This window comes from Ornithinimicrobium cerasi, assembly GCF_003702705.1.
Classification (GTDB): Bacteria; Actinomycetota; Actinomycetes; order Actinomycetales; family Dermatophilaceae; genus Ornithinicoccus; species Ornithinicoccus cerasi.
This window is the reverse complement of the sequence record NZ_QZMN01000013.1, coordinates 57,818-80,471: the sequence shown is the minus strand read 5'-3', so window position 1 is coordinate 80,471 and position 22,654 is coordinate 57,818. Positions and strand designations below refer to the sequence as shown.

Sequence of the window (22,654 nt, the reverse complement as noted above, 5' to 3'; positions counted from 1 at the left end):
TGCTCCTCATGTCGGTCCGGCCCCCAGCACCCGGGTGGTGGCGACGAGGTCGTCCACCCTCCGCTCGGCCTCGCGGGCCGTCATCGGCTCGGCCCCCAGCGCCTGCTGCGCGGCCACGATACCCGGCTCGGCACGGCGCAGGACGAGGCCCCGGCGCCAGAGGGTGACGGGGGGTTTGCGGCGTTCGAGCAGGTCGCGGGCCAGGCGTCGCCCGAAGGTCACCCAGGGGCGGTTGCGGATGCACCACGCGGCCGCGAGGAGGTCCCGCTCGCGCAGTCCCGCGACGGTGTGGGCGGCGAAGATGCCCTCCGCCACGACGACCGGGTGGGCACCGGTCTCGACGACGTGGTGGCCGGTGATGCTCGAGCTCGCGATGTCGTAGACCGGGACGTCCGTGCGCCCGGTCCGGCAGAGCTCCTCCATCGCCGCCAGCGCGGCGTCGAGGTGCCAGGAGCGCACGTCGTCCCAGTCGGGGAGGCCGAGCGGGCTCATCGGCAGCTCGTCGTCCCCACCCTCGCGGTAGAAGTCGTCGAGCTGCATCAGCGGCCAGCCGTGCGCGGCGTGCAGCCGGCGCGCCAGCCGGGACTTGCCGGCCCCGCTGGGCCCGGCGAGCACGAGCACCCTCGCGCCTGCGGGCACGCGGTGGTCGGCTCGCTCCATGGGGCGACAGTCTAGGCGGCGGGCGGGGCGCCGTCTGACAGACTCTGTCGACGTGAAGCCAGAGTCGTCGATCCTCGCCGGGGAGCCGCTGCGCGTCTACCGGACCCTCCCGGCCCGCGTGATCGGCTGGTCGATGGTGGGCGCCGCCGTGGTGCTGACGGTGCTGACCGTGGTCGACGTGGCGGGCGGCCACCAGTCGCGGGTGCTGGCCCCGGTCGCCCTCATCGCCGGGGTGGGCGCGGCGGCCTGGGTCCTCTTCCTGCGGCCCGCCGTGACCCTGTACGCCGACGGCGTGCACCTGACGAACGTGGTCACCGAGACGACGGTGCCGTTCGCCGCGGTCGAGGAGGTCACCGGCCGGTGGGCGCTGGAGCTGCGGGACGTCCGGGGTCGCACCCACTCCGCCTGGGCCGTCCCCGTGCGGCGGGACATGGTGCGCCGGCGCTCGATCGAGGACTTCGCCGAGACCACCCGTCGTCGGGGCCGGGAGGGCGTCACGGCCCAGGGCGTCATGGACGAGGTGCTGCGCGCGATGCAGCGCTGGCGCCTGGACGGGGGCGGGCGACCGGGGGAGCAGGCCGAGGTGCGCCGCCGCCCCTCCTGGTCGGCGCTGGTCGTGCTCGCGCTCGCGCTCGCCCTGGCCGTCGGCGCCCTCGTCCTCTGAGGGCCCACCGCGCAGGACCCGACCCGACGGGGGGACGGCGGCACCGCCGCGGGCGCCGGTGGTCAGACGGCGGTCAGCTCCTCCATGCTGGCGCGGACGGCGGCGAGGGTGCGGGTCGCCCGCTCGCGGGCCGGCGTCAGGCCGCCCGGCCCGTCGACGGCCACGAGCGCCTCGAGGTAGACCTTGAGCTTGGGCTCGGTCCCGCTCGGCCGCACGATGACCCGCGTCCGGTCCGCGAGCAGGAAGCGCAGACCCTCCGTGGGCGGGAGGCCGTCGATCCCCTCGGAGAGGTCCTCCGCGATCGCGACCGGGACACCCCCGATCTCGGTGGGCGGCAGCGTCCGCAGCCGCGACATGACGTGGGTGATCAGCGAGAGGTCGCTGACCCGCACCGAGAAGGCGTCGGTCTGGTGGACGCCGTGCTGCACCGCCAGCTCGTCGAGGACGTCGAGGAGGGTGCGGCCCTGCGCCTTGAGGGTGGCGGCGAGCTCGGCCACCATGAGGGCCGCGGTCACCCCGTCCTTGTCCGGCACCGTCGCGGGGTCGACGCAGTAGCCGAGGGCCTCCTCGTAGCCGTAGGCCAGCCCGGGCACCCGGCCGATCCACTTGAAGCCGGTGAGCGTCTCCTGCGCCTGGAGGCCGGCGGCCTCCGCCATCGCGCCCAGCAGCCGGGAGGACACGATCGACCGCGCCAGGACCGGCCGGTCGCCGCCGGCGCGTCCCCGCGCCATCACGTGGTGCCCGAGCAGGGCGCCGACCTCGTCACCGCGCAGCATCCGCCACCGGCCGCCGTCCGGCACGGCGACCGCGCACCGGTCGGCGTCCGGGTCGTTGGCGATGACCAGGTCCGGCCGCAGCTCGTCGGCGAGCTCGAGGGCGGCGTCGATGGCCCCGCTCTCCTCCGGGTTGGGGAAGGCGACCGTGGGGAAGGCCGGGTCGGGGTGCTCCTGGCTGGGCACGGGCGAGGGTGCGGGGAACCCCGCCAGCGCGAAGGCCCGCTGGACCACGTCCGAGCCGACGCCGTGGAGGGCCGTGTGCACGACCGTCACGTCCCGGGGGGTGGTCGGGTCGAGCACGGCGACCGCGGCGTCGAGGTAGGCGTCGAGCACCTCCTCGCCCTGGGTCACCCAGCCGTCGGTGCTCATCGGCACGTGGCCCACCGACGCGACCCGGGCGATGTCGGCCGCGATGTCGGCGTCGACGGGCGGGACGATCTGCGACCCGTCCCCGAGGTAGACCTTGTAGCCGTTGTCCTGCGGCGGGTTGTGGCTGGCCGTCACCATCACCCCCGCGTCCGCCCCGAGGTGGCCGATCGCGAACGCCAGCACCGGGGTGGGCAGCGGCCGCGGCAGCATCAGCGCGCGCCCGCCGGCGGCCTCGACCACGGCGGCGGTGTCGCGCGCGAAGACGTCGGAGTTGTGCCGTGCGTCGAAGCCGATGACCACCGCGGGGGCGGGGGTGCGGTCGCCCTCCGCGTCGAGGCGGCGGGTCAGGTAGGCCGTGAACCCGGCCGCCGTGCGGATCACCACCGAGCGGTTCATGCGGTTGGGTCCGGCGCCCAGGGCGCCGCGCAGGCCGGCCGTGCCGAACTCGAGGAAACCGACGAAGCGGTCCTCCAGGTCGGCGAGCGCCGCTGCGTCACCGGCTGCTGCCCGGTCGACGACGGCCGTCAGCTCGTCACGGGTCTGCGGGTCGGGGTCGTCGCCGACCCAGGTGCGCGCCTCCTGCAGGAGCTCGTCGGTGCCTGCGGACGGCGGGGTGCTCGACATACCCGGCTCCTCTCAGAGACGCTCGACGATGCGGGCGAGGAGCGCCCCGCACCGCCCTGCGGCGGCCTGCCCGGCCTCGAGGACTTCCTGGTGGTCCAGCGGGGTCGGGCTGATGCCCGCCGCCGGGTTGGTGACGAGGGAGATGCCGAGCACGTCCAGGCCGGCCTCGCGGGCCGCGATCGCCTCGAGCGTGGTCGACATGCCCACGAGGTCGCCGCCGAGGATCCCGGCCATCCGGACCTCGGCCGGGGTCTCGTAGTGCGGGCCGGGGAACTGGACGTAGACCCCCTCGTCGAGGGTCGGGTCGACCTCGCGGGCCAGCGCGCGCAGGCCCGGGGTGTAGAGGTCGGTGAGGTCGACGAAGGTCGCGCCCTCCAGGGGGGAGGTCGCGGTGAGGTTGATGTGGTCCGAGATGAGGACGGGCGTCCCGGGGGCCCACTCCGGACGCAGGCCGCCGCACCCGTTGGTCAGCACCACCGTGGAGCAGCCCGCGGCGGCGGCGGTGCGGATCGCGTGCACCACCGCCCGGACACCACGGCCCTCGTAGTAGTGGGTCCGGGTGCCGTAGACGAGGACGCGGCGACCGTCGGCGAGGGGGATCGAGCGCAGGGTGCCGGAGTGACCCTCCACCGCGGCGGCGGCGAAGCCCGGCACGTCGGTGTTCTCGATCTCGGTGTCGGCCTCGCCGAGCCGGTCGGCTGCCTGCTTCCAGCCGCTGCCGAGCACGAGGGCGACGTCGTGGCGGGCCGCCCCGGTGCGCTCGGCGATCACGGCGGCGGCGGCCTCGGCGACCTGGCGCGGGTCGGTGGCGGGGTCGGTCAGGTCGGGGACACGGTCGTTCACCGGGACAGCGTACTGGCCGGTCGGCCCGGGGGTGGTTGGATGGTGGGCGTGAGTGCTGCAGACAGGTCCGTGGTCGTCATCGGTGGTGGCCCGGGCGGCTACGAGGCCGCGCTGGGGGCGGCCCAGCTGGGTGCCGAGGTGACCGTGGTCGAGCGGTCGGGGCTCGGCGGCGCCGCCGTCCTGACCGACTGCGTGCCGAGCAAGGCGCTCATCGCGACGGCCGACTTCATGGACCGGTTCAGCGCCGCCAAGCACATCGGGGTGCACTTCGACGGTGCCCACGTGCCGGGTGACCAGGGCGTGACGGCGCACATCACCGACGTCAACGCGCGCATCCTCGAGCTGGCCCGCGCGCAGAGCCGCGACATCGCCGAACGGCTGGAGTCGGCGGGGGTGGAGGTCGTGCAGGGGGCCGGACGCCTGATCGGGCCGGGGCGCGTCGAGGTCGTGGTGGGCGTGGCCGACGTCGCGTCGGGGGAGGAGCCCGCCCCGCACGGTGGCGACCTCACCGGCGGGGGCGGCAGCCAGGAGCTCGAGGCGGACGTGGTGCTCCTCGCGACGGGCGCCCGGCCCCGGGTCATGGACACGGCCGTGCCCGACGGCGAGCGGATCCTGACCTGGCAGCAGATCTGGGACCTGGAGGAGCTGCCCGGCCACCTCATCGTCATCGGGTCCGGGGTCACCGGGGCCGAGCTCGCGCACGCCTACCTCGGCCTCGGCTGCGCGGTGACGCTCATCTCCTCCCGCGACCGGGTGCTCCCGGGTGAGGACGCGGACGCCGCGAACGTCGTGGAGGAGGTCTTCCGGCGACGGGGGATGACGGTCCTCAACCGCTCGCGGGCGGGGGCGGTCCGGCGGGACGGGAACTCGGTCGTCGTCACGCTGGAGGACGGTCGCGAGGTGAGCGGCTCGCACGCGCTGCTCGCGGTCGGGTCGATCCCCAACACCACCGATCTGGGCCTGGAGGAGGCCGGCATCGCGGTGAGCCGGTCCGGCCACATCGAGGTCGACCGGGTCTCGCGCACCAACGTCCCGGGGGTGTATGCCGCCGGGGACTGCACCGGGGTGCTCCCCCTGGCCTCCGTGGCGGCCATGCAGGGTCGGATCGCCGTGGCGCACGCCCTCGGCGACGCGGTGGCGCCGCTCTCGCTCGGCAGGGTCAGCTCCAACATCTTCACCGACCCGGAGATCGCGACCGTCGGCGCCAGCCAGGCCGACATCGACGAGGGCCGGGTCGACGCGAGGGCGGTCATGCTGCCCCTCACCAAGAACCCGCGCGCCAAGATGCAGAACGTCTCCGACGGGTTCGTCAAGCTCTTCGCCCGCAGCGGCAGCCACACGATCGTCGGCGGCGTGGTGGTGGGCCCGCGGGCGAGCGAGCTGATCTTCCCGATCGCGCTGGCCGTGGCCAACCGGCTCAACGTCGACCAGTTCTCCTCGACGTTCACGGTCTACCCGTCGATGAGCGGCTCGCTCGCGGAGGCCGCCCGGCAGCTGCACGAGATCGCGGACTGACCCGGGTCTGACGCCGACCGTCGAGCGATCCTGGGCAGGTCCGCATGTCACAGCGCATCGACGTGCAGTTCTGTTGTGCCACAACGAATGCCAGGGAATTGCCTGTGGCACGACAGCGGTGAACAGGCATCCGGGGCCGGCGTCGGGAGGGGCTCAGGTGGCGGGTCAGTCCTTGAGCTCGCAGATGACCGCGCCGTTGGCGACCGTCTCGCCGACGGCGGCGGACAGGCCGGTGACCGTCCCGTCCTTGTGCGCCTTGATCGGCTGCTCCATCTTCATCGCCTCGAGCACGACCACGACGTCACCCTCGGTGACGGCCTGGCCCTCCTCGACCGAGATCTTGACGATCGTGCCCTGCATCGGCGCGGTCACGGCGTCCCCGGACGCGGCCGCCCCGGCGCCGCCGCCGCGCGAACGCTTCGGCGCCTTCTTCCGGGCACCAGCTGCGCCGTTGCCGCCACCGGCACCGCCACCGCCACCACCGAGCGCGAGCCCGGCGGGCAGCGACACCTCAAGACGCTGACCGCCGACCTCGACGACGACCGTCTGCCGCTCGCCGTCGGCGCCGGGGCCCTCGGCGGTCGGCCCGGAGTAGGGGGGGACCTGGTTGTCGAACTCGGTCTCGATCCACCGGGTGTGCACGGTGAACGCCGCCTCGCCCTCGGGCGCGAAGGCCGGGTCGGACACGATCGCGCGGTGGAAGGGCAGCACCGTGGGCATGCCGTCGACGACGAGCTCGTCGAGGGCGCGTCGCGACCGCTCCAGGGCCTGCTCGCGGGTGCGGCCGGTGACGATCAGCTTGGCGATCATCGAGTCGAAGGCGCCGGCGACGGTGTCGCCCTCGACGATCCCGGCGTCCCAGCGGACACCCGGGCCGTGGGGGACGACCATCCGCGAGACGGTCCCAGGGGCGGGCATGAAGTCGCGGCCGGCGTCCTCACCGTTGATGCGGAACTCGAACGAGTGCGCGTGGGGGCTCGGGTCGCCATACCCCAGCTCCTCGCCGTCGGCGATCCGGAACTGCTCGCGCACGAGGTCGATGCCGGTGACCTCCTCGGTCACGGGGTGCTCGACCTGCAGGCGGGTGTTGACCTCGAGGAAGGAGATCGTGCCGTCCTGCGCCACGAGGAACTCGCACGTGCCGGCGCCGACGTAGCCCGCCTCCTTGAGGATGGCCTTGGAGGCCCGGACGAGCTCGGCGCGCTGCTCGTCGCTGAGGAACGGGGCCGGGGCCTCCTCGACGAGCTTCTGGTTGCGCCGCTGGAGCGAGCAGTCGCGGGTGGAGACGACGACCACGGTGCCGTGCTGGTCGGCCAGGCACTGCGTCTCGACGTGACGCGGCTTGTCGAGGAACTTCTCGACCAGGCACTCTCCGCGCCCGAAGGCGGTGACCGCCTCACGGACCGCGGAGTCGAAGAGCTCCGGGATCTCCTCCAGGGTGCGGGCGACCTTGAGCCCGCGGCCGCCACCGCCGTAGACGGCCTTGATGGCGACGGGGAGACCGAACTCCTGGGCGAGCGCGACGACCTCGTCGGCGTCCTTGACCGGGTCCTTGGTCCCGGGCGCCAGCGGGGCACCAGCCTTGACGGCGATGTGCTTGGCCTTCGCCTTGTCCCCCAGCGCGTCGATCGCGTCGGGGCCGGGACCGATCCAGGTCAGCCCGGCGTCGAGGACGGCCTGGGCGAAGGAGGCGTTCTCGGCGAGGAAGCCGTAACCGGGGTGCACCGCGTCCGCACCGGCCTGGCGGGCGACGTCGAGCAGCTTCTCCTGGACCAGGTAGGACTCGCCGGGGGTGGAGCCGCCCAGCGCGTAGGCCTCGTCCGCCACCTTGACGTGCAGCGCGTCCCGGTCGGGGTCGGCGTAGACGGCCACCGAGCCCAGCCCTGCGTCCTTGCAGGCACGGGCGATGCGGACGGCGATCTCGCCGCGGTTGGCGATGAGGACCTTGCTGATCGGCATGCGCACACCCTAGTGGCAGGGGTATGGCGTGGGCGCGCAGGTCCGGCGGGTCAGGGCAGCCTCTGGAGGTCCTCCGCGCAGCGCCGCTCGAGGTCGCCCAGCTCGCGCAGGCTGTCCTCGATGTCGCGCCGGCGACGCTCGAGGTCGGTGCGGCGATCGTCGATCTGGGAGAGGAGGTAGCGCAGCTGGCCGGCCTCGCCGGGCTGGTTGTCGTACATGTCGAGGATGGTCGCGATCTCCTCGAGGGGGAAGCCGAGGCGCCGGCCGCGCAGGATCAGGGCCAGGCGCGTGCGCTCGCGACGGTGGTAGACGCGACGCTGGCCGTCGCGCTCCGGTGACAGGAGGCCGAGGTGCTCGTAGTGGCGCAGCGCCCGGTGGGTCACCTCGAAGTCGTCGGCCATCTGGGCGATCGTCCAGGTGGGGTCGTCGGTCACGGTTGTCTTGTCCTTACGTCAAGTGGGGTGCAGGAGCCATCGTGCTTGACGTTGACGCTCACGTCAAGCACGATGGCCTCGTGTTCGAGCTGACCCAGGACCACGAGGACTTCCGCCGCGTCGTGCGCGACTTCGCCGAGCAGGAGGTGGCGCCGCACGTCGAGCGGTGGGACCGCGACGCGCACTTCCCCACCGACCTCGTGCCGAAGATGGGCGAGCTGGGCCTCTTCGGCCTCAACGCCCCCGAGGAGTTCGGCGGCGCGGGCCTGGAGGAGGGCGGCTTCACCTACCTCTGCCTGGCGATCGAGGAGCTCGGCCGGGTCGACCAGTCGATCGGGATCACGCTCTCCGCAGGCGTCGGCCTGGGCATCAACCCGATCCTGTCCTTCGGCTCGCAGGAGCAGAAGGAGCGCTACCTCCCCGACCTCCTCGCGGGCCGCGCCCTCGCCGGCTTCGGCCTGACCGAGCCCGAGGCCGGCTCGGACGCGGGGGCCACCCGCACCCGCGCCCGTCTGGAGGACGGGTCGTGGGTGATCAACGGGTCCAAGGCGTTCATCACCAACTCCGGCACCGACATCACCTCGGTCGTCACGGTCACGGCGCGCACCGGTGAGAGCGCGGACGGCCGCGCGGAGATCAGCGCGATCATGGTGCCCAGCGGCACCGACGGCTTCACCGTCGAGCCGGCCTACCGCAAGCTCGGCTGGCACATCTCGGACACCCACGGGTTGAGCTTCGAGGGCTGCCGCGTGCCGGAGGACAACCTCCTCGGTGCGCGCGGCGAGGGGTTCAAGCAGTTCCTCAAGACCCTCGACGACGGTCGTGTCGCGATCTCCGCGCTGGCCGTCGGGTGCGCGCAGCGGATGCTCGAGGAGTCGGCGGCCTACGCCACGTCGCGCATCGCCTTCGGTCGCCCGATCGCGGTCAACCAGGGCGTGTCCTTCCAGATCTCCGACCTCGCCGTGATGGTCGAGGCCGCGCGTCTGCTCACCTACAAGGCCGCCTGGCTCAACGACGAGCGGGAGGCCGGCCGGCGCTCGCTCGCCGAGGTCAAGCAGGCCGCCGCGATCGCCAAGCTCTACTCGACGGAGGCGGCGGTCACCGCGACGCGGATCGCTACCCAGGTCTTCGGCGGCAACGGCTTCATGGAGGAGTACCCCGTCGCCCGCTTCTTCCGCGACGCGAAGATCCTCGAGATCGGCGAGGGCACCTCCGAGGTGCAGCGGATGGTCATCGCGCGGGGCCTCGGCCTGCCCTCCTGAGGGGGCTGACAGGATGAGCGGTATGCCGTCGACCCCACCTCCCGCAGGCGCCAACGCCCACCCCGACCCCCGCGTCGGGGAGCTGCGGACCAGGCTGGAGACGGCATACCGGGCCTCGGCGGAGCCGCCCGCGAAGGCGCGCGCGAAGCTCGACGCCCAGGGCAAGCTGTACGTCCGGGACCGCATCGCCCTGCTCTTCGACGAGGGGACGTTCGTCGAGGACGGGCGCTACGCCAACGCCACGGCCGAGGGGCTGCCCGCCGACGGCGTCGTGACGGGGCGGGGCGAGGTCGAGGGCCGACCCGCGATCGTGGTGGCCAACGACCCGACGGTCAAGGCCGGGTCATGGGGCGCGCGGACCGTCGAGAAGATGATCCGGGCCACCGAGGCGGCGCTGCGCGAGGAGCTGCCGCTGTTCTGGTTCGTCGACTCCGCCGGCGCCCGGATCACCGACCAGGTCGACCTCTTCCCCGGACGCCGGGGCGCCGGACGGATCTTCCACAACCAGGTCGCGCTGTCCGGCAGGGTGCCGCAGATCTGCTGCCTGTTCGGGCCGAGCGCTGCCGGCGGAGCCTACATCCCCAGCTTCACCGACCTCGTGATCATGGTCGAGGGCAACGCCTCGATGTACCTCGGCAGCCCCCGGATGGCCGAGATGGTCGTGGGCGAGAAGGTCAGCCTCGAGGAGATGGGCGGCGCGCGGATGCACTGCACCGTCTCGGGCGTGGGTGACCTGCTGGCCGGGGACGACGCCGAGGCGATCGACCTCGCCCGCCACTTCTTCTCCTACCTGCCCGAGACCTGGCACGACCCGGTGCCCCACTACGAGGCGGAGGCGCCGGCCGTGCCGCTGACCCGCGACACCGTGCCGGAGGCCGAGTCGGTGCCCTTCGACGTCCACGAGGTCATCGAGGGGCTCGTCGACGCGGACAGCTTTTTCGAGGTCAAGCCGCTCTTCGCCGCCGAGCTCGTCGTGGGTCTGGGCCGGGTGGAGGGGCAGAGCGTCGGCATCGTGGCCAACAACTCGGCGGTCAAGGGCGGGGTGCTGTTCACCGACTCCGCCGACAAGGCGTCGCGGTTCATCTGGCTGTGCGATGCCTACGGCATCCCGCTGCTCTACCTCGCCGACGTGCCCGGCTTCATGATCGGCTCCGAGGTCGAGCGCGGCGGCATCATCCGGCACGGCGCCAAGATGGTGTCCGCGGTGTCGGAGGCGACGGTGCCCCAGCTGTGCGTCGTGGTGCGCAAGGCCTACGGCGCCGGGCTCTACGCGATGGGCGGGCCGGGGTTCGGGCCGGAGGCGACGATCGCGCTGCCCACCGCGCGGATCGCGGTGATGGGCCCCGAGGCCGCGGTCAACGCGGTCTACGCCAACAAGATCGCCGAGATCAGCGACCCCGCCGAGCGCGAGGCGTTCGTCGAGGCGCGTCGGGCGGAGTATGTCGAGGACGTGGACCTCGAGCGCCTCGCGGCCGACCTCGTCATCGACGCGATCGTCGAGCCCGAGGACCTGCGCGAGGAGGTCGTGCGCCGGCTGCGCTACGCCGCCCGCCGCGACCGCCACTTCTCGACCCGGCACCGCTCCATCCCACCCGTCTGAGGCCGCGGCGCGCGCTCCGTTAGGGTTGTTCGCTGTCGCGACGACGTGGAGGGGATCCGCAGATGGTTCGAGGTATGACGTCCGTGCTGGCGTGCGCGCTGGTGCTCACCGGGTGCGCGGGAGGCGGGCAGGAGCCCACCACCGACGAGGCGGTGGCGTCGTCGACGCCTCCGGCCGACGCGGCGGTCACGACGACCGGGTCCCCCCCGGTGGGGCGGGCCGCGGGTGACCCGCTCACCCGCTGGCTGACGCCCGTGGAGCTCACGGACCCGCCCCGGGAGCTGACCGCGCTCGAGCGCACGATGCTCTTCGAGCCGGGCCCCTTCGCCAAGCAGGCCGACACCCCGGCCGAGGCGCTCCTGAGCGACACCGAGCGGGAGCAGGCCGCCGCAGCCGCCGCGGCGCTCGCCCCGCAGACCGAGCAGGAGTGGATCGGTGCGGTGCTCGCCCAGGTCCACGGGGACTACGTGCAGGACGTGCGCGACACCGTCTTCTTCGACACCAGCACCGGTGACGGCTCGGCCGCGCCCACGGCGGGGCCTCCGCCCACGGAGGCCGTCGGAACCAACCACTACGCGCTCGTCCTGGACGCCAGCGGCTCCATGGCGGCCGCAGGGTCCGCCGGCACGCGGATGGACGAGGCGAAGGCAGCGATCGAGGCGTTCGTCGGCCAGCTGCCGGACAGCAGCACCGTGTCGCTGCGGGTCTACGGGCACGAGGGCAGCAACGACGAGGCCGGTAAGGCGGACTCGTGCACGGCGAGCGAGGTCGTCTTCGAGGGGACCAGCTCGGACCATGGCGGGTTGTCCGACGCCATGGACGAGGTCGCCCCCGTCGGCTGGACCCCGCTCGCCAGGGCGATCGACGACGCGGAGGGCGACATCCCCGCCGGGGCCACCGACAGCATCGTCTACGTCGTCACCGACGGCCTGGAGACCTGCGGGGGCGACCCCGTGACCGCGGCCACGGCGCTGGCGGGGACCGACATACGGCCGGTGGTCAACGTCCTCGGCTTCCAGACCGGGGACGCCGACCAGGCGGCGCTCGCGGCGATCGCCGACGCCGGGGGCGGCGAGTTCACCGCCGCGGGGTCCGGCGCCGAGCTCGACGCGTACTGGGAGCAGGAGCGTCGCCGGATGGATCAGGCCTGGGCCCGCTGGCGCCAGGAGGAGGCCAGCCGCATCACGACGGCCGGCGAGGCCAACAAGATCGAGGCCGACGACGTCGGTGAGCGGATCAAGACGACGAGCAACGTGGAGTCCCAGGCGGGCAAGGACCTTGCCCGGGAGCTGGAGCGCCAGGGTCTCGTCGACAGCGACACCTCCTCGGCGATCTGGCAGTGGTTCGCCGACCGCAGCTCGCCGATCTGGAACTACGGCAACGACACCGCCTCGGAGAACTGGGTCGCCTCCGACGACCGGGCGGACGCCGACCGGGCAGAGGTCTACGAGCAGGCCGACCGCAGCTGGAGCGAGTACTACCGCGGCGAGGACTAACGTCGGCGGCCGCGGCGGACCAGGCGGAGCATGTGCAGCAGGCCCCTTCGTCGCGCGGCGGCCCGCAGGGGGAAGGTCAGGCTCGCACCGACCACGACGCCGAGCGCGATCGCGGCCAGGAGCAGCGTCACCGCACCGAGGGAGCTGAGGGCCGCCTCCGGTCCTACCTCGAGCTGGGTGACCGAGATGAGACCGAAGGACCCCGGCACGAGCAGCCAGAAGCTCGGGAGGAAGACCACGGATCTCGGCAGGGCAGGCCGGGCCAGCTCCACGAGCGTCGCCACGAGGATCGCCACCATGGCACCGACGAAAGCTCCGGCCCACCGGGCGTCCGCGACCGTCTGCCCCAGCAGCTGGGCCAGGTAGGTCGCCAGGGCGGTGAGCATCACCCAGGGCATCAGCGCCAGCCGCAGCCCCTCCATGAGCGAGATCGCGACCGTGACGACCGCGACACCGAGCAGCGGCGCCCACCAGCCGAGCTCGACCGGGCGCGAGGGGTCGAGCAGGGACGGGGGCACGTCCAGCAGGGCCGCCGCCGCTCCCACGCCGAGGGCGAAGAGCAGCAGCTGAACGGAGCCGTGACCCAGACGTGAGGTGCCGGCCACCATCGACCCGGCCGCCAGCTCGACCAGGCCGGTGACGAGGGTCGCGCCCGGGAGCAGCACCGCGATCGGGGCGACGAGGGTCCACAACGGGGCCGGGACCAGGCCGGCGGACGCCGCCGAGAAGGCGGTCACGGAGGCGATGAAACCCGCGAGCAGCGGGGTGAGGGTTGCGACCGTGCGGTAGCGGCCGGAGAGCACCATGAGCAGCACCGTCACGGGCGCGACCAGCGCCGCGAAGAGTACCGAGGGCCATGCTGGCGCCAGGACCAGGGCGATGCCGGCCCCTGACAGCACGCCCCCCGCCGCCAGGCCGGGGACGGCATACCGGTGCGGCGTGGCGCGCAGCGCACCCAGACGGGCCAGGGCGTCCTCGACCGGCATCCGGCCGGCCCGCAGGCCGGCCAGGACGGTCGACACGTCCGCCAGCTGGTCCAGCCGCACGGTCCCGTCGACCTGCTCGAAGGTGGACGGCTCACCGGGGGCGAGAGCGACGTGAAGTCCACGGGGCAGGCAGGCAACCTGCGCCCGGGGGTGACCGAGCGCGCCGGCCGCCTGCCGGACGTCCTCCTCGACCTCCTGGGTGGGCATGCCGCCCGCGAGGAGCCCAGCCCCCAGCCAGGCCAGCAGCTGGCGCGATCGCTCCGGCGTCACCTCGGTCGGCACGAGCACCCTTCCGCGGCCCGGGGGATCCCGCTCACCGCAGGTGCTCGTCCCACCACGCCAGGATGTGCTCGAAGCGCTGGACGCGGTGCCGGGGCTGACCCGAGCGCGAGAGCTCGTGACCCTCGCCCGGGAAGACGAGCAGCTTGGTGGATACCCCGTTGCGCCGCAGCCGTGCGTAGAGGCGCTGCCCCTGCTCGAGGGGGCACCGGAAGTCCCGCTCGGAGTGGATGACGAGGGTGGGGGTGCGGATGGAGTCGGCCCACGTCAGCGGCGACTGCTCGTGCGCGTGGGCGCCGACGTACTCGTCCCCGAAGAACCACCCGATGTCCGAGGTCCCCGCGAAGGAGTCCCAGGCGTTGACCGCGCGTTCGCTGATCGCGGCGGTGAACCGGTCGCTGTGCCCGACCAGCCAGGTGGTCATGAGCCCGCCGTAGGACCCGCCCATCACCCCGACCCGTGAGTCGTCCAGACCGGGCAGGGTGAGCGCGTGGTCGAGCAGCGCCGTGAGGTCCGCCACGTCCACGGTGCCGATCGCCTCCTTGACCGCCCGCCCGTGCGCCGCGCCGTAGCCGGACCCGCCGCGCGGGTTGCCGAGCACCACGGCGTACCCCGCTCCCGCAAGCACCTGCGCCTCGTCGAAGAGGTTGCCCGAGTACTGCGTGTACGGCCCGCCGTGGATCATCAGCACGACCGGGTGACCCGCGGCGCGGGGCGCCTCGGAGGTGGGTCGGACGAGCCAGCCGTGGACCGGGTAGCCGTCCGGGGCCTCGGTCGACAGCTCCTCGGGCTCGAGCGGCACGGCCGTGCCGGTGAGGTGCAGCGCCAGGTCGGTCACCGGTGCGAGGCGCCCGCCGACACGTCCCAGGAACAGCTCGGAGTATGACGTGCGCGTCCCCGCGACCGCGGCCACCACCCCGCCCCCGACCGCGACGGCGGACACGCTGACGTGGCCGTCCAGCAGGACGTGCCCGGTGCCGACGTCGCGCACGAGCGTGTCGCCGCGGTGCTCCAGCGCCACCACGAGCGTGCCCTCCGCGCCGAGCGCCGGCGCGCACGCCAGGTGGTCGGTCTCGGCGTCCGTCAGCGGCGCCTCCGGCCGGCCGAGGTCCCGCAGCACCGAGTTGCGCGCCACGAAGTCCTGGCCGCTCGCGCCGAGGTCCCCGGCGGAGTAGACGACGGTGCCGTCGGCGCTCACGAGGGCCCCGCCCACCGAGGCCGTGCCGTCGGTGTGACGCCGGAACCCTTTTCCGCGCAGGTCGACCGAGCACAGGTCGGACACGAGGGTGTCGGGCCGCCAGGCGCCCCGGCCGTCGCGAGCCGCCACGAACCCGACCCGGTCCGGCGCCAGCCAGACGGGGCCGGAGTCGTCGCCGTCCCCGGTCGTCAGCTGCGTCGGCTCCGGGAGGGCGTCGGCGTCGGGCTCGTCGTCGGCGGGCAGCGCGTCGAGGTCGACGACGAAGATCTTGCTCGGCCGGTCCAGGAGGTAGCCGAGGCCGTCGGAGAGGTAGCGGCTGTGCTCGATGAGGCGGGGGGCCTCCTGGACCGGCTTGACCTTGTCGTCGGTCCCGTACCGGCCCTCCTCCGGGACGCGCGCGGCATACGCGATGCGCCGGCCGTCCGGGGACCAGACGGGCTCGCTCACCCCGAGCTTGTGCTCGGTGAGCCGGCGGGCGTCTCCGCCCCCGGCGGGCAGCACGTGGAGCTGTGGCGGACCGTCCTCGCCGGCCCGGAGGAAGGCGACGAGGGTGCCGTCGGGGGAGTGGACCGGCGAGGAGTCGCGGGTGCAGCGGGTCAGGCGCACGGCGTCGCCCTCCGGGGACCCCTCGGCGTCCACCCGCAGCCGCCAGAGGCTGCTCCGGTAGCGGTTCTCGTCCACGTCGGGCCGGCTGACCACGTAGACGACGGCGCGCCCGTCCGCCGAGACGGTGGGGGAGGAGAGGGTGCGGATCTTGGTCAGGTCGCTGGGCTGCACGCGGGCGAGCGTAACCGAGCCGGGTCCGTCCGGGTGGGTCACCTAGGCTTCCCCCATGCGGCAATACCTTGACCTCCTGCAGCGGATCCGCACCGAGGGCGTCGAGAAGGAGGACCGCACCGGCACCGGCACCCTGTCGGTCTTCGGGCACCAGATGCGGTTCGACCTGACACAGGGTTTCCCGGCGCTGACGACCAAGCGCCTGCACCTGAGGTCGGTGATCGGCGAGCTGCTGTGGTTCCTGCGCGGCGACACCAACGTGCGCTGGCTCCAGGAGCGCGGGATCTCGATCTGGGACGAGTGGGCGGACGAGAACGGCGACCTCGGCCCGGTCTACGGGCACCAGTGGCGGTCCTGGCCCACCCCCGACGGGGGCTCCGTCGACCAGATCGCCAGGGTGGTTCAGGGGCTGCGGACCAACCCGGACTCGCGCCGCCACCTCGTCTCGGCCTGGAACGTCGCGGAGGTCGGGCAGATGGCGCTGCCGCCCTGCCACACGATGTTCCAGTTCTACGTCGCCCCGGCCTCCGCCGACGACGAGGACCGGCGCGGGTGGCTCTCCTGCCAGCTCTACCAGCGCAGCGCGGACACCTTCCTCGGGGTGCCGTTCAACATCGCCAGCTACGCGCTGCTGACGCACATGGTCGCCCAGGTGACCGACCTGCGCCCCCGGGACTTCGTGCACACGCTGGGCGACGCGCACCTCTACCTCAACCACCTCGACCAGGCCGAGCAGCAGCTCGCCCGCGAGCCGGGACCGCTGCCGACGCTCTGGCTCAACCCCCTGGTGCGCGAGATCGACGCGTTCGAGCTGGAGGACGTGCAGGTGCGCGACTACGTCGCGGCCCCGACCATCAAGGCACCGATCGCGGTATGACGTCCCGGTTCCAGGTGGTGCCCGCCGCCTACGTGGCCCTGCTGCGGGAGGGCCCCGACGGGGTGGAGGTGCTGCTGCAGCTGCGGAGCGGCACCGGTTACATGGACGGGCGCTGGGCCCACGGTGCGGCCGGGCACGTCGAGCTCGGCGAGAGCGCGCTGGCGGCGGCGGCGCGGGAGGCCGCCGAGGAGCTCGGGGTGGGGGTGGACCCCGCCGACCTGGCGCACGTGGCGACGGTGCACCGCACGGTCGCGGTGCACCGCCCCTCCGAGGAGCGGGTCGACCTGTTCGTCGCGACGCGGCGGTGGTCGGGGGAGCCGAGCCCCCTGGAGCCGGGCAAGGTGGCCGAGCTGCGCTGGTGGCCGCTGGCCGCCCTGCCGGACGACGTCGTGCCCCACGAGCGCGCGGCCCTCGACGTCCTCGTGCGCCGCGAGGTCCCCGGGGGGGCGGCCGGCGACGCCGGCCCGACGCTCCTCACGCTCGGCTTCGACCAGAGGCTGACCCTCGTCGCCGCCGTCGGGACCAACGGCGTCATCGGGGACGGTGCGCGGATGCCCTGGCACCTGTCCGAGGACCTGCGCTTCTTCCGGCGGACGACGACGGGAGGGACCCTGCTCATGGGGCGTGGCACCTGGGACTCGATCGGTCGGGCGCTCCCGGGCCGGCGCACGATCGTCATCACCCGGCAGCGGTCGTGGACCGCGCCCGGTGCGGAGGTCGCGCACTCGCTGGAGGAGGCGCTGGCGCTCGCCGGTGACGGGGAGGTGTTCGTCGTCGGCGGCGGGGAGGTCTACGCGCAGACGATCGACCACGCGTCGCGCCTGCTGGTCACCGAGGTCGGCCTGGCGCCGCCGGGAGGGACCCGGTTCCCCGAGATCGACCCCCGGGTATGGCGCGAGGTCGCGCGGGTGCCCGGGTCCGGCGACGTCCTCGGCTGGGTGACGTGGGAGCGGTCCGCCGCCGGCGCGGCAGGGTGGCCCATGCGGAGTGACGCAGATCACTCTACTGGTGCGTAACGTTTCGTCCGCCCGGTCGATGTAGTCAGTGGTCGCGCTGCTGCCTGGACCCCCCGAGCGGGTAGCAGCGCGACTGTTCTCCTTCCCGGGGGCGGGGGAGGGCGGCGATATCCTGCCGCCATGAGTCATCCGCACCCCGAGCTGACCGCCCCCGGTCCCCTCCAGGAGGGGGGCGTCCGGGTGATCCCGCTCGGCGGCCTGGGCGAGGTCGGGCGCAACATGGCGGTCGTGGAGCACCGGGGCAAGCTGCTGGTCATCGACTGCGGCGTCCTCTTCCCGGAGGAGAACCACCCCGGCGTCGACCTCATCCTGCCCGACTTCGGACCCATCGAGGACCGTCTCGACGACGTGGTCGCGGTCGTGCTGACGCACGGTCACGAGGACCACATCGGCGCGGTGCCGTACCTGCTCCGCCTCAGGGACGACATACCCCTCGTCGGCAGCCGGCTCACCCTCGCGCTGGTGGCGGCCAAGCTCAAGGAGCACCGGATCACCCCCCTCACCCTGGTGGTGCGCGAGGGTGACCGCGAGGTGCTGGGTCCCTTCGACTGCGAGTTCGTCGCGGTCAACCACTCGATCCCGGACGCGCTGGCGGTCTTCGTGCGGACCTCGGGCGGGACGGTCCTGCACACCGGTGACTTCAAGATGGACCAGCTGCCGCTGGACGGGCGCATCACCGACCTCCGGGCGTTCGCGCGGATGGGGGAGGAGGGCGTCGACCTGTTCATGACGGACTCCACCAACGCCCACGTGCCCGGCTTCACCACGCCGGAGCGCGAGATCACCCCGGCGATCGAGCGGGTCTTCCACCAGGCGCAGCGGCGCATCATCGTCGCGTGCTTCGCCTCGCACGTGCACCGGGTGCAGCAGGTGCTCGACGCCGCCGAGGAGGCGGGCCGCAAGGTCGCGATGGTCGGCCGCTCGATGATCCGGAACATGGGCATCGCCAAGGACCTGGGCTACCTGCGCGTCCCGGACGGGGTGCTGGTCGACCTCGGCCGGCTCACCCAGCTGCCCGACGAGCAGCAGGTCCTCATCAGCACCGGGTCCCAGGGCGAGCCGATGGCCGCGCTGTCCCGGATGGCCAACGGCGACCACAAGATCGACGTCGGCCCGGGAGACACCGTGCTGCTGGCGAGCTCGCTCATCCCCGGCAACGAGAACGCCGTCCACCGCGTCATCAACGGCCTCACCCGGCTCGGCGCCAGGGTCGTGCACCGGGAGAACGCGCTCGTGCACGTCTCCGGGCACGCCAGCGCCGGTGAGCTCCTCTACTGCTACAACCTCGTGCGGCCACGCAACGTCCTGCCGGTGCACGGCGAGTGGCGCCACATGGTCGCCAACGCCGACCTGGCGGTCGCGACCGGGGTGCCACCCGAGAACGTGGTCCTGGTCGACGACGGGGTGGTCGTCGACCTGATCGACGGCAGGGCGCGGATCGCGGGGGCGGTGGACGTGGGCTACGTCTACGTGGACGGCTCGCTCGTGGGCGCCGCGGACGAGACGCTGCTGAAGGACCGGCGGATCCTGCGCGACGAGGGGTTCGTGACGGTCATCGTGGTCCGCGACGCCTCCTCCGGGGCGGTCGCCGCCGGCCCGGAGATCCAGACCAGGGGCTTCGCCGAGGGTGGGGACGTCTTCGAGCAGGTGCGACCCCGTCTGGTCACCGCGCTCGCGGAGGCGCAGCGCAACGGCGTCCAGGACACCCACCAGCTGCAGCAGGTGATCCGCCGCACGGTGGGCTCCTTCGTCGGCAGCACGCTGCGCCGCCGCCCGATGATCATCCCGATCGTCATCGACGCCTGAGGATCAGTCCTCGATGGCGTCGCGACGCGGCGTCCCCCGTTGCGCGAGCCGGCGGGCCTCGGCGTCGACCTCCTCCTCGGTGGGCTCCTTGTCCCAGCCCAGCGAGGCGCGGTGCAGCACCAGGCCCAGACCCCAGCCCAGGGCCGGCCAGATCGGCCAGTAGTAACCCAGCCCGTTCCCGAGACCGGTCGCCAGCCAGATCGCCGTGAGCAGGCCGATGACCGCGAGGTAGACGGTCAGGTGGATCCGGAAACCCTTCTCCGCCTCCAGCTTCTTCAGCGCCCGGGCCCGCAGCGCCGGGTCCGCGGCCGGGTCGGACCGGCCCGTCGACGCGCGGGGCGGCTGGTAGGGGGGCAGCAGCGGCGGGGCGGCGCGGGACGGGTCCTCCTCGGGGAGGGCCGGGTCGCGCGGCTGGTCGGTCATGGTGCGTCCTCCGGTCGGGTGTTCCCAACGCTAGCCCCCGGGCGCCGCGCCGGGCCACAGGTGCGGGTCGGCCCCGGTCCGCGCGGCGTGTGAGGCGTGTGACGCACGTGGTGGTTGGTACCGTGCGACGGTGGCCAAGTCTGTGACGTCCTCGAGCCGGCCCCGCAACGGCGGGTCGCGCGCAAGCTCGGGCGCGAGTCGTCCCTCAGGACGCGCGGCGCCCGCGGGCGGCACGCGCGCTGCCGGCGGACGCGGCGCGACCAGGGCCGAGCCACCCCGCACCGGCTCGATCCCCGGCAAGGCCTACCGCGGGATCGCGGGGGCGGCCGGTGGCACGGTCCGGGCGATGAGCGACGCCGCCCACGACCTCGAGCCGGAGCACCGCCGTGACGGCGCGGGCTTCCTGCTCCTCGTGCTCGCCGTCGTCGTGGCGCTGCGCGAGTGGTGGAACCTCGACGGGCTGTTCGGCGACGCGGTGCACAGCGTCGTCGCCGGCACCGTGGGGCGCGTGGCGCTCGTCCTGCCCCTCGTCCTCCTCTTCTTCGCGATCCGCATGTTCCGCCGCCCGACGGAGGGGCAGGCCACCAACCGCATGTCGATCGGCACCGTCGCCCTGCTCCTCTCCGCCGCGGGCATCACCCACCTCGCCACCGGGGCCCCGGACTACGCCGAGGGCGCCCACGTCCTCGAGGGCAGCGGCGGCATCCTCGGTTTCATCCTCTCCTCGATGCTGGCGGCCGCGATCACCGACATCGGTGCCTACGCCGTCCTCGGCGTCCTCGGCGTGTTCGGCTTCCTCGTCCTGACCCGGACGCCGGTCCACCGCATCCCCGACCGCCTCCGGGAGCTCGAGCAGCAGCTCTTCGACTCGGCCCGCTTCGACGAGGTCGACCCGGTCACCGGTGAGGTCCTGCCCCGTCGGCGTCGGCCGCGGCGCGGCGGCGACCTCCAGGGGGAGCGCGACGGCGACGTCGCCTTCGAGCAGGCCGCGGTCGTGGACCGGGGCAGGGGCGGGCGCTCGCTGCGCGCCTCCGGCCCCCGGCGCCGACCCGCCGAGGACGCGTATGACGTGGACGCGGCCGCGGACGCGACCGGCGAGGGGGGCGCCACCCCCGCCCCGGCCCCCACGAAGGGGGGCGGCGCACGGCATACCCGCCAGGGGGAGGCGCCCCGGGGGGACGCGACCGAGGAGATCCCGGCCCTGCGGCCCGGGCAGAAGCGCCCTGCGCCCCCCAGCGCCGCCGACCGGGCGAAGGGCGCGGCCGAGCAGGCCAAGGCCCAGCTCGAGGCCCCGCCCACGACCCAGCTGCCGCAGCGCGTCGAGCAGCTGCAGCTCGCCGGCGACGTCACCTACACGCTCCCGGACTCGGTCCTCCTGCGGCCGGGCAGCCCCCACAAGGAGCGCTCGGAGGCCAACGACCGCGTCGTCGACGCCCTCACCAGCGTCCTGGACGACTTCAACATCGACGCCCAGGTCACCGGCTTCATGCGCGGTCCGACGGTGACCCGCTACGAGGTCGAGCTCGGCCCGGGCGTGAAGGTCGAGCGGATCACGGCCCTGTCCAAGAACATCGCGTATGCCGTCGCGTCGGCGGACGTGCGGATCCTCTCGCCGATCCCCGGCCGGTCCGCCGTCGGCGTGGAGATCCCGAACACCGACCGCGAGAACGTCAACCTCGGCGACGTGCTGCGCAGCCAGGCAGCACGCAACAACGCCCACCCGATGGTCATGGGTGTCGGCAAGGACGTCGAGGGCGGCTACGTCATCGCCAACCTCGCCAAGATGCCGCACCTGCTCGTCGCCGGCGCGACCGGCTCGGGCAAGTCGAGCTTCGTGAACTCGATGATCACCTCGATCCTCATGCGGTCCACGCCCGACGAGGTCCGGATGATCCTCGTCGACCCCAAGCGGGTGGAGCTGACGGCCTACGAGGGCATCCCGCACCTCATCACCCCGATCATCACCAACCCCAAGAAGGCCGCCGAGGCGCTGGCCTGGGTGGTCAAGGAGATGGACCAGCGCTACGACGACCTCTCGGCGTTCGGCTACAAGCACGTCGACGACTTCAACAAGGCCGTCCGGGCCGGCACGGTCACCGCGCCGCCCGGGTCCGAGCGCGTCATGCAGCCCTACCCCTACCTGCTCGTCGTCGTCGACGAGCTGGCCGACCTGATGATGGTGGCCCCGCGCGACGTCGAGGAGTCGATCGTGCGCATCACCCAGCTGGCCCGGGCCGCCGGCATCCACCTCGTCCTGGCGACCCAGCGACCCTCGGTCGACGTGGTCACCGGCCTGATCAAGGCCAACGTGCCCTCCCGGATGGCCTTCGCGACCTCCTCCCTCGCGGACAGCCGGGTCGTCCTCGACATGCCCGGCGCCGAGAAGCTCATCGGCCAGGGCGACGCCCTGTTCCTGCCGATGGGCGCCTCCAAGCCGATGCGCGTCCAGGGCGCCTGGGTCGCCGAGTCGGAGATCCACGACGTGGTCAAGCACGTCACCGGGCAGCTGCGGCCGACCTACGTCGCCGAGGTCACCGCCGTCCCGGCGAAGAAGACGATCGACGAGGACATCGGCGACGACCTCGACCTGCTGCTGCAGGCGGCCGAGCAGGTCATCACCACCCAGTTCGGCTCGACCTCGATGCTGCAGCGCAAGCTGCGGGTGGGCTTCGCCAAGGCCGGGCGGCTCATGGACCTCATGGAGTCGCGCGGGATCGTCGGGCCCTCCGAGGGGTCGAAGGCGCGCGACGTCCTCGTCAAGCCGGACGAGCTCGAGGAGACGCTCGCGCTGCTCCAGGGTCACGAGCCGGCGGCCCGTCCCGAGGTGGTCACCGACTCCGCGCCCTTCGACGCGCTGGCGGCGGAGGTGGTGGGCGAGGACGGCGAGTATGCCGAGACCGTGCCCCCGGTGCGTAACACCCGCTACGACGGTGACCCGGTCGGCGACAGCCTCGTCGCCGAGGAGGACGACGAGGAGTCCGAGGACGCCTGGGGGCTCACGGACCGCGGTGACGAGCGCTACTGAGGCCTTCGCTCGGGGCGCGCAGACACCCACGGGCTCCGCGCCGCTCCTCAGCCCGCCCTGACGTG

The 22,654-nt window shown here is 73.4% G+C and carries 17 protein-coding genes; 9 read left to right on the top strand and 8 right to left on the bottom strand.

The annotated features are described in order from the left end of the window. Positions 1 to 6 precede the first annotated feature (6 nt). Positions 7 to 660 (bottom strand): uridine kinase family protein, encoded by a 654-nt coding sequence (locus tag D4B81_RS14700; RefSeq protein ID WP_122263437.1) that lies wholly within the window; start codon positions 658 to 660, stop codon positions 7 to 9. A 52-nt stretch (positions 661 to 712) separates the two neighbouring features. Here D4B81_RS14700 and D4B81_RS14695 point away from each other — a divergent pair, with 52 nt between their 5' ends. After that, positions 713 to 1,324, top strand: coding sequence for a hypothetical protein (locus tag D4B81_RS14695; protein ID WP_122263435.1), 612 nt, complete (start codon positions 713 to 715; stop codon positions 1,322 to 1,324). A 62-nt stretch (positions 1,325 to 1,386) separates the two neighbouring features. Here the strand turns inward: D4B81_RS14695 and D4B81_RS14690 are convergent, their stop codons facing one another. Together D4B81_RS14690 and D4B81_RS14685 are read right to left on the bottom strand one after the other, a co-directional pair. Next, a complete protein-coding gene (locus D4B81_RS14690) occupies positions 1,387 to 3,093 on the bottom strand; it encodes a phospho-sugar mutase (RefSeq protein WP_122263433.1) in 1,707 nt (568 codons plus the stop codon). Positions 3,094 to 3,105: 12 nt separating this feature from the next. Beyond that, complete coding sequence (locus D4B81_RS14685; protein WP_122263431.1) at positions 3,106 to 3,936, bottom strand: purine-nucleoside phosphorylase; 831 nt, start codon at positions 3,934 to 3,936, stop codon at positions 3,106 to 3,108. Positions 3,937 to 3,975: 39 nt separating this feature from the next. On the opposite strand from D4B81_RS14685, the gene D4B81_RS14680 reads away from it, so the two are divergent. Continuing rightward, on the top strand, positions 3,976 to 5,451 hold the full coding sequence (locus D4B81_RS14680) for an NAD(P)H-quinone dehydrogenase (protein WP_122263429.1): 1,476 nt from the start codon (positions 3,976 to 3,978) through the stop codon (positions 5,449 to 5,451). 165 nt (positions 5,452 to 5,616) lie between these two features. Here the strand turns inward: D4B81_RS14680 and D4B81_RS14675 are convergent, their stop codons facing one another. Further along, entirely contained in the window at positions 5,617 to 7,410 is a 1,794-nt protein-coding gene (locus tag D4B81_RS14675; RefSeq protein ID WP_122263427.1) for an acetyl/propionyl/methylcrotonyl-CoA carboxylase subunit alpha, read from the bottom strand. A 50-nt stretch (positions 7,411 to 7,460) separates the two neighbouring features. Then, positions 7,461 to 7,811, bottom strand: a complete 351-nt coding sequence (locus tag D4B81_RS14670; protein ID WP_122263492.1) for a MerR family DNA-binding protein — start codon at positions 7,809 to 7,811, stop codon at positions 7,461 to 7,463. 113 nt (positions 7,812 to 7,924) lie between these two features. Here D4B81_RS14670 and D4B81_RS14665 point away from each other — a divergent pair, with 113 nt between their 5' ends. The 3 genes from D4B81_RS14665 to D4B81_RS14655 all read left to right on the top strand — a co-directional run bounded on the left by D4B81_RS14665 (position 7,925) and on the right by D4B81_RS14655 (position 12,202). Next, on the top strand, positions 7,925 to 9,106 hold the full coding sequence (locus D4B81_RS14665) for an acyl-CoA dehydrogenase family protein (RefSeq protein ID WP_122263426.1): 1,182 nt from the start codon (positions 7,925 to 7,927) through the stop codon (positions 9,104 to 9,106). A gap of 22 nt (positions 9,107 to 9,128) precedes the next feature. Then, positions 9,129 to 10,706, top strand: coding sequence for an acyl-CoA carboxylase subunit beta (locus D4B81_RS14660; RefSeq protein ID WP_419866248.1), 1,578 nt, complete (start codon positions 9,129 to 9,131; stop codon positions 10,704 to 10,706). Positions 10,707 to 10,780: 74 nt separating this feature from the next. Then, positions 10,781 to 12,202 carry a VWA domain-containing protein gene (locus D4B81_RS14655; protein ID WP_161965187.1) on the top strand — a complete coding sequence of 474 codons (1,422 nt, stop codon included), beginning with the start codon at positions 10,781 to 10,783 and terminating at the stop codon, positions 12,200 to 12,202. On the opposite strand, the gene D4B81_RS14650 is transcribed toward D4B81_RS14655, so the two are convergent. Then, positions 12,199 to 13,470 carry a threonine/serine exporter family protein gene (locus D4B81_RS14650; protein ID WP_237566022.1) on the bottom strand — a complete coding sequence of 424 codons (1,272 nt, stop codon included), beginning with the start codon at positions 13,468 to 13,470 and terminating at the stop codon, positions 12,199 to 12,201. The genes D4B81_RS14655 and D4B81_RS14650 overlap by 4 nt on opposite strands. Before the next feature lie 31 nt (positions 13,471 to 13,501). Then, entirely contained in the window at positions 13,502 to 15,442 is a 1,941-nt protein-coding gene (locus tag D4B81_RS14645) for an alpha/beta hydrolase family protein (RefSeq protein WP_122263490.1), read from the bottom strand. A 55-nt stretch (positions 15,443 to 15,497) separates the two neighbouring features. Here D4B81_RS14645 and D4B81_RS14640 point away from each other — a divergent pair, with 55 nt between their 5' ends. From D4B81_RS14640 to D4B81_RS14630, 3 genes are all read left to right on the top strand, one after another. Then, on the top strand, positions 15,498 to 16,319 hold the full coding sequence (locus D4B81_RS14640; RefSeq protein ID WP_097187999.1) for a thymidylate synthase: 822 nt from the start codon (positions 15,498 to 15,500) through the stop codon (positions 16,317 to 16,319). Then, positions 16,316 to 17,335 carry a dihydrofolate reductase gene (locus tag D4B81_RS14635; RefSeq protein WP_122263421.1) on the top strand — a complete coding sequence of 340 codons (1,020 nt, stop codon included), beginning with the start codon at positions 16,316 to 16,318 and terminating at the stop codon, positions 17,333 to 17,335. The genes D4B81_RS14640 and D4B81_RS14635 overlap by 4 nt, the downstream gene beginning before the upstream one ends. 120 nt (positions 17,336 to 17,455) lie before the next feature. Beyond that, complete coding sequence (locus tag D4B81_RS14630) at positions 17,456 to 19,141, top strand: ribonuclease J (RefSeq protein ID WP_122263419.1); 1,686 nt, start codon at positions 17,456 to 17,458, stop codon at positions 19,139 to 19,141. 3 nt (positions 19,142 to 19,144) lie between these two features. Here the strand turns inward: D4B81_RS14630 and D4B81_RS14625 are convergent, their stop codons facing one another. Continuing rightward, positions 19,145 to 19,564: a 2TM domain-containing protein gene (locus tag D4B81_RS14625; RefSeq protein WP_122263417.1), complete on the bottom strand. Its 420-nt coding sequence runs from the start codon at positions 19,562 to 19,564 to the stop codon at positions 19,145 to 19,147. A gap of 346 nt (positions 19,565 to 19,910) precedes the next feature. On the opposite strand from D4B81_RS14625, the gene D4B81_RS14620 reads away from it, so the two are divergent. After that, a complete protein-coding gene (locus D4B81_RS14620) occupies positions 19,911 to 22,589 on the top strand; it encodes an FtsK/SpoIIIE family DNA translocase (protein WP_202613714.1) in 2,679 nt (892 codons plus the stop codon). The last annotated feature ends 65 nt before the right edge of the window (positions 22,590 to 22,654 follow it).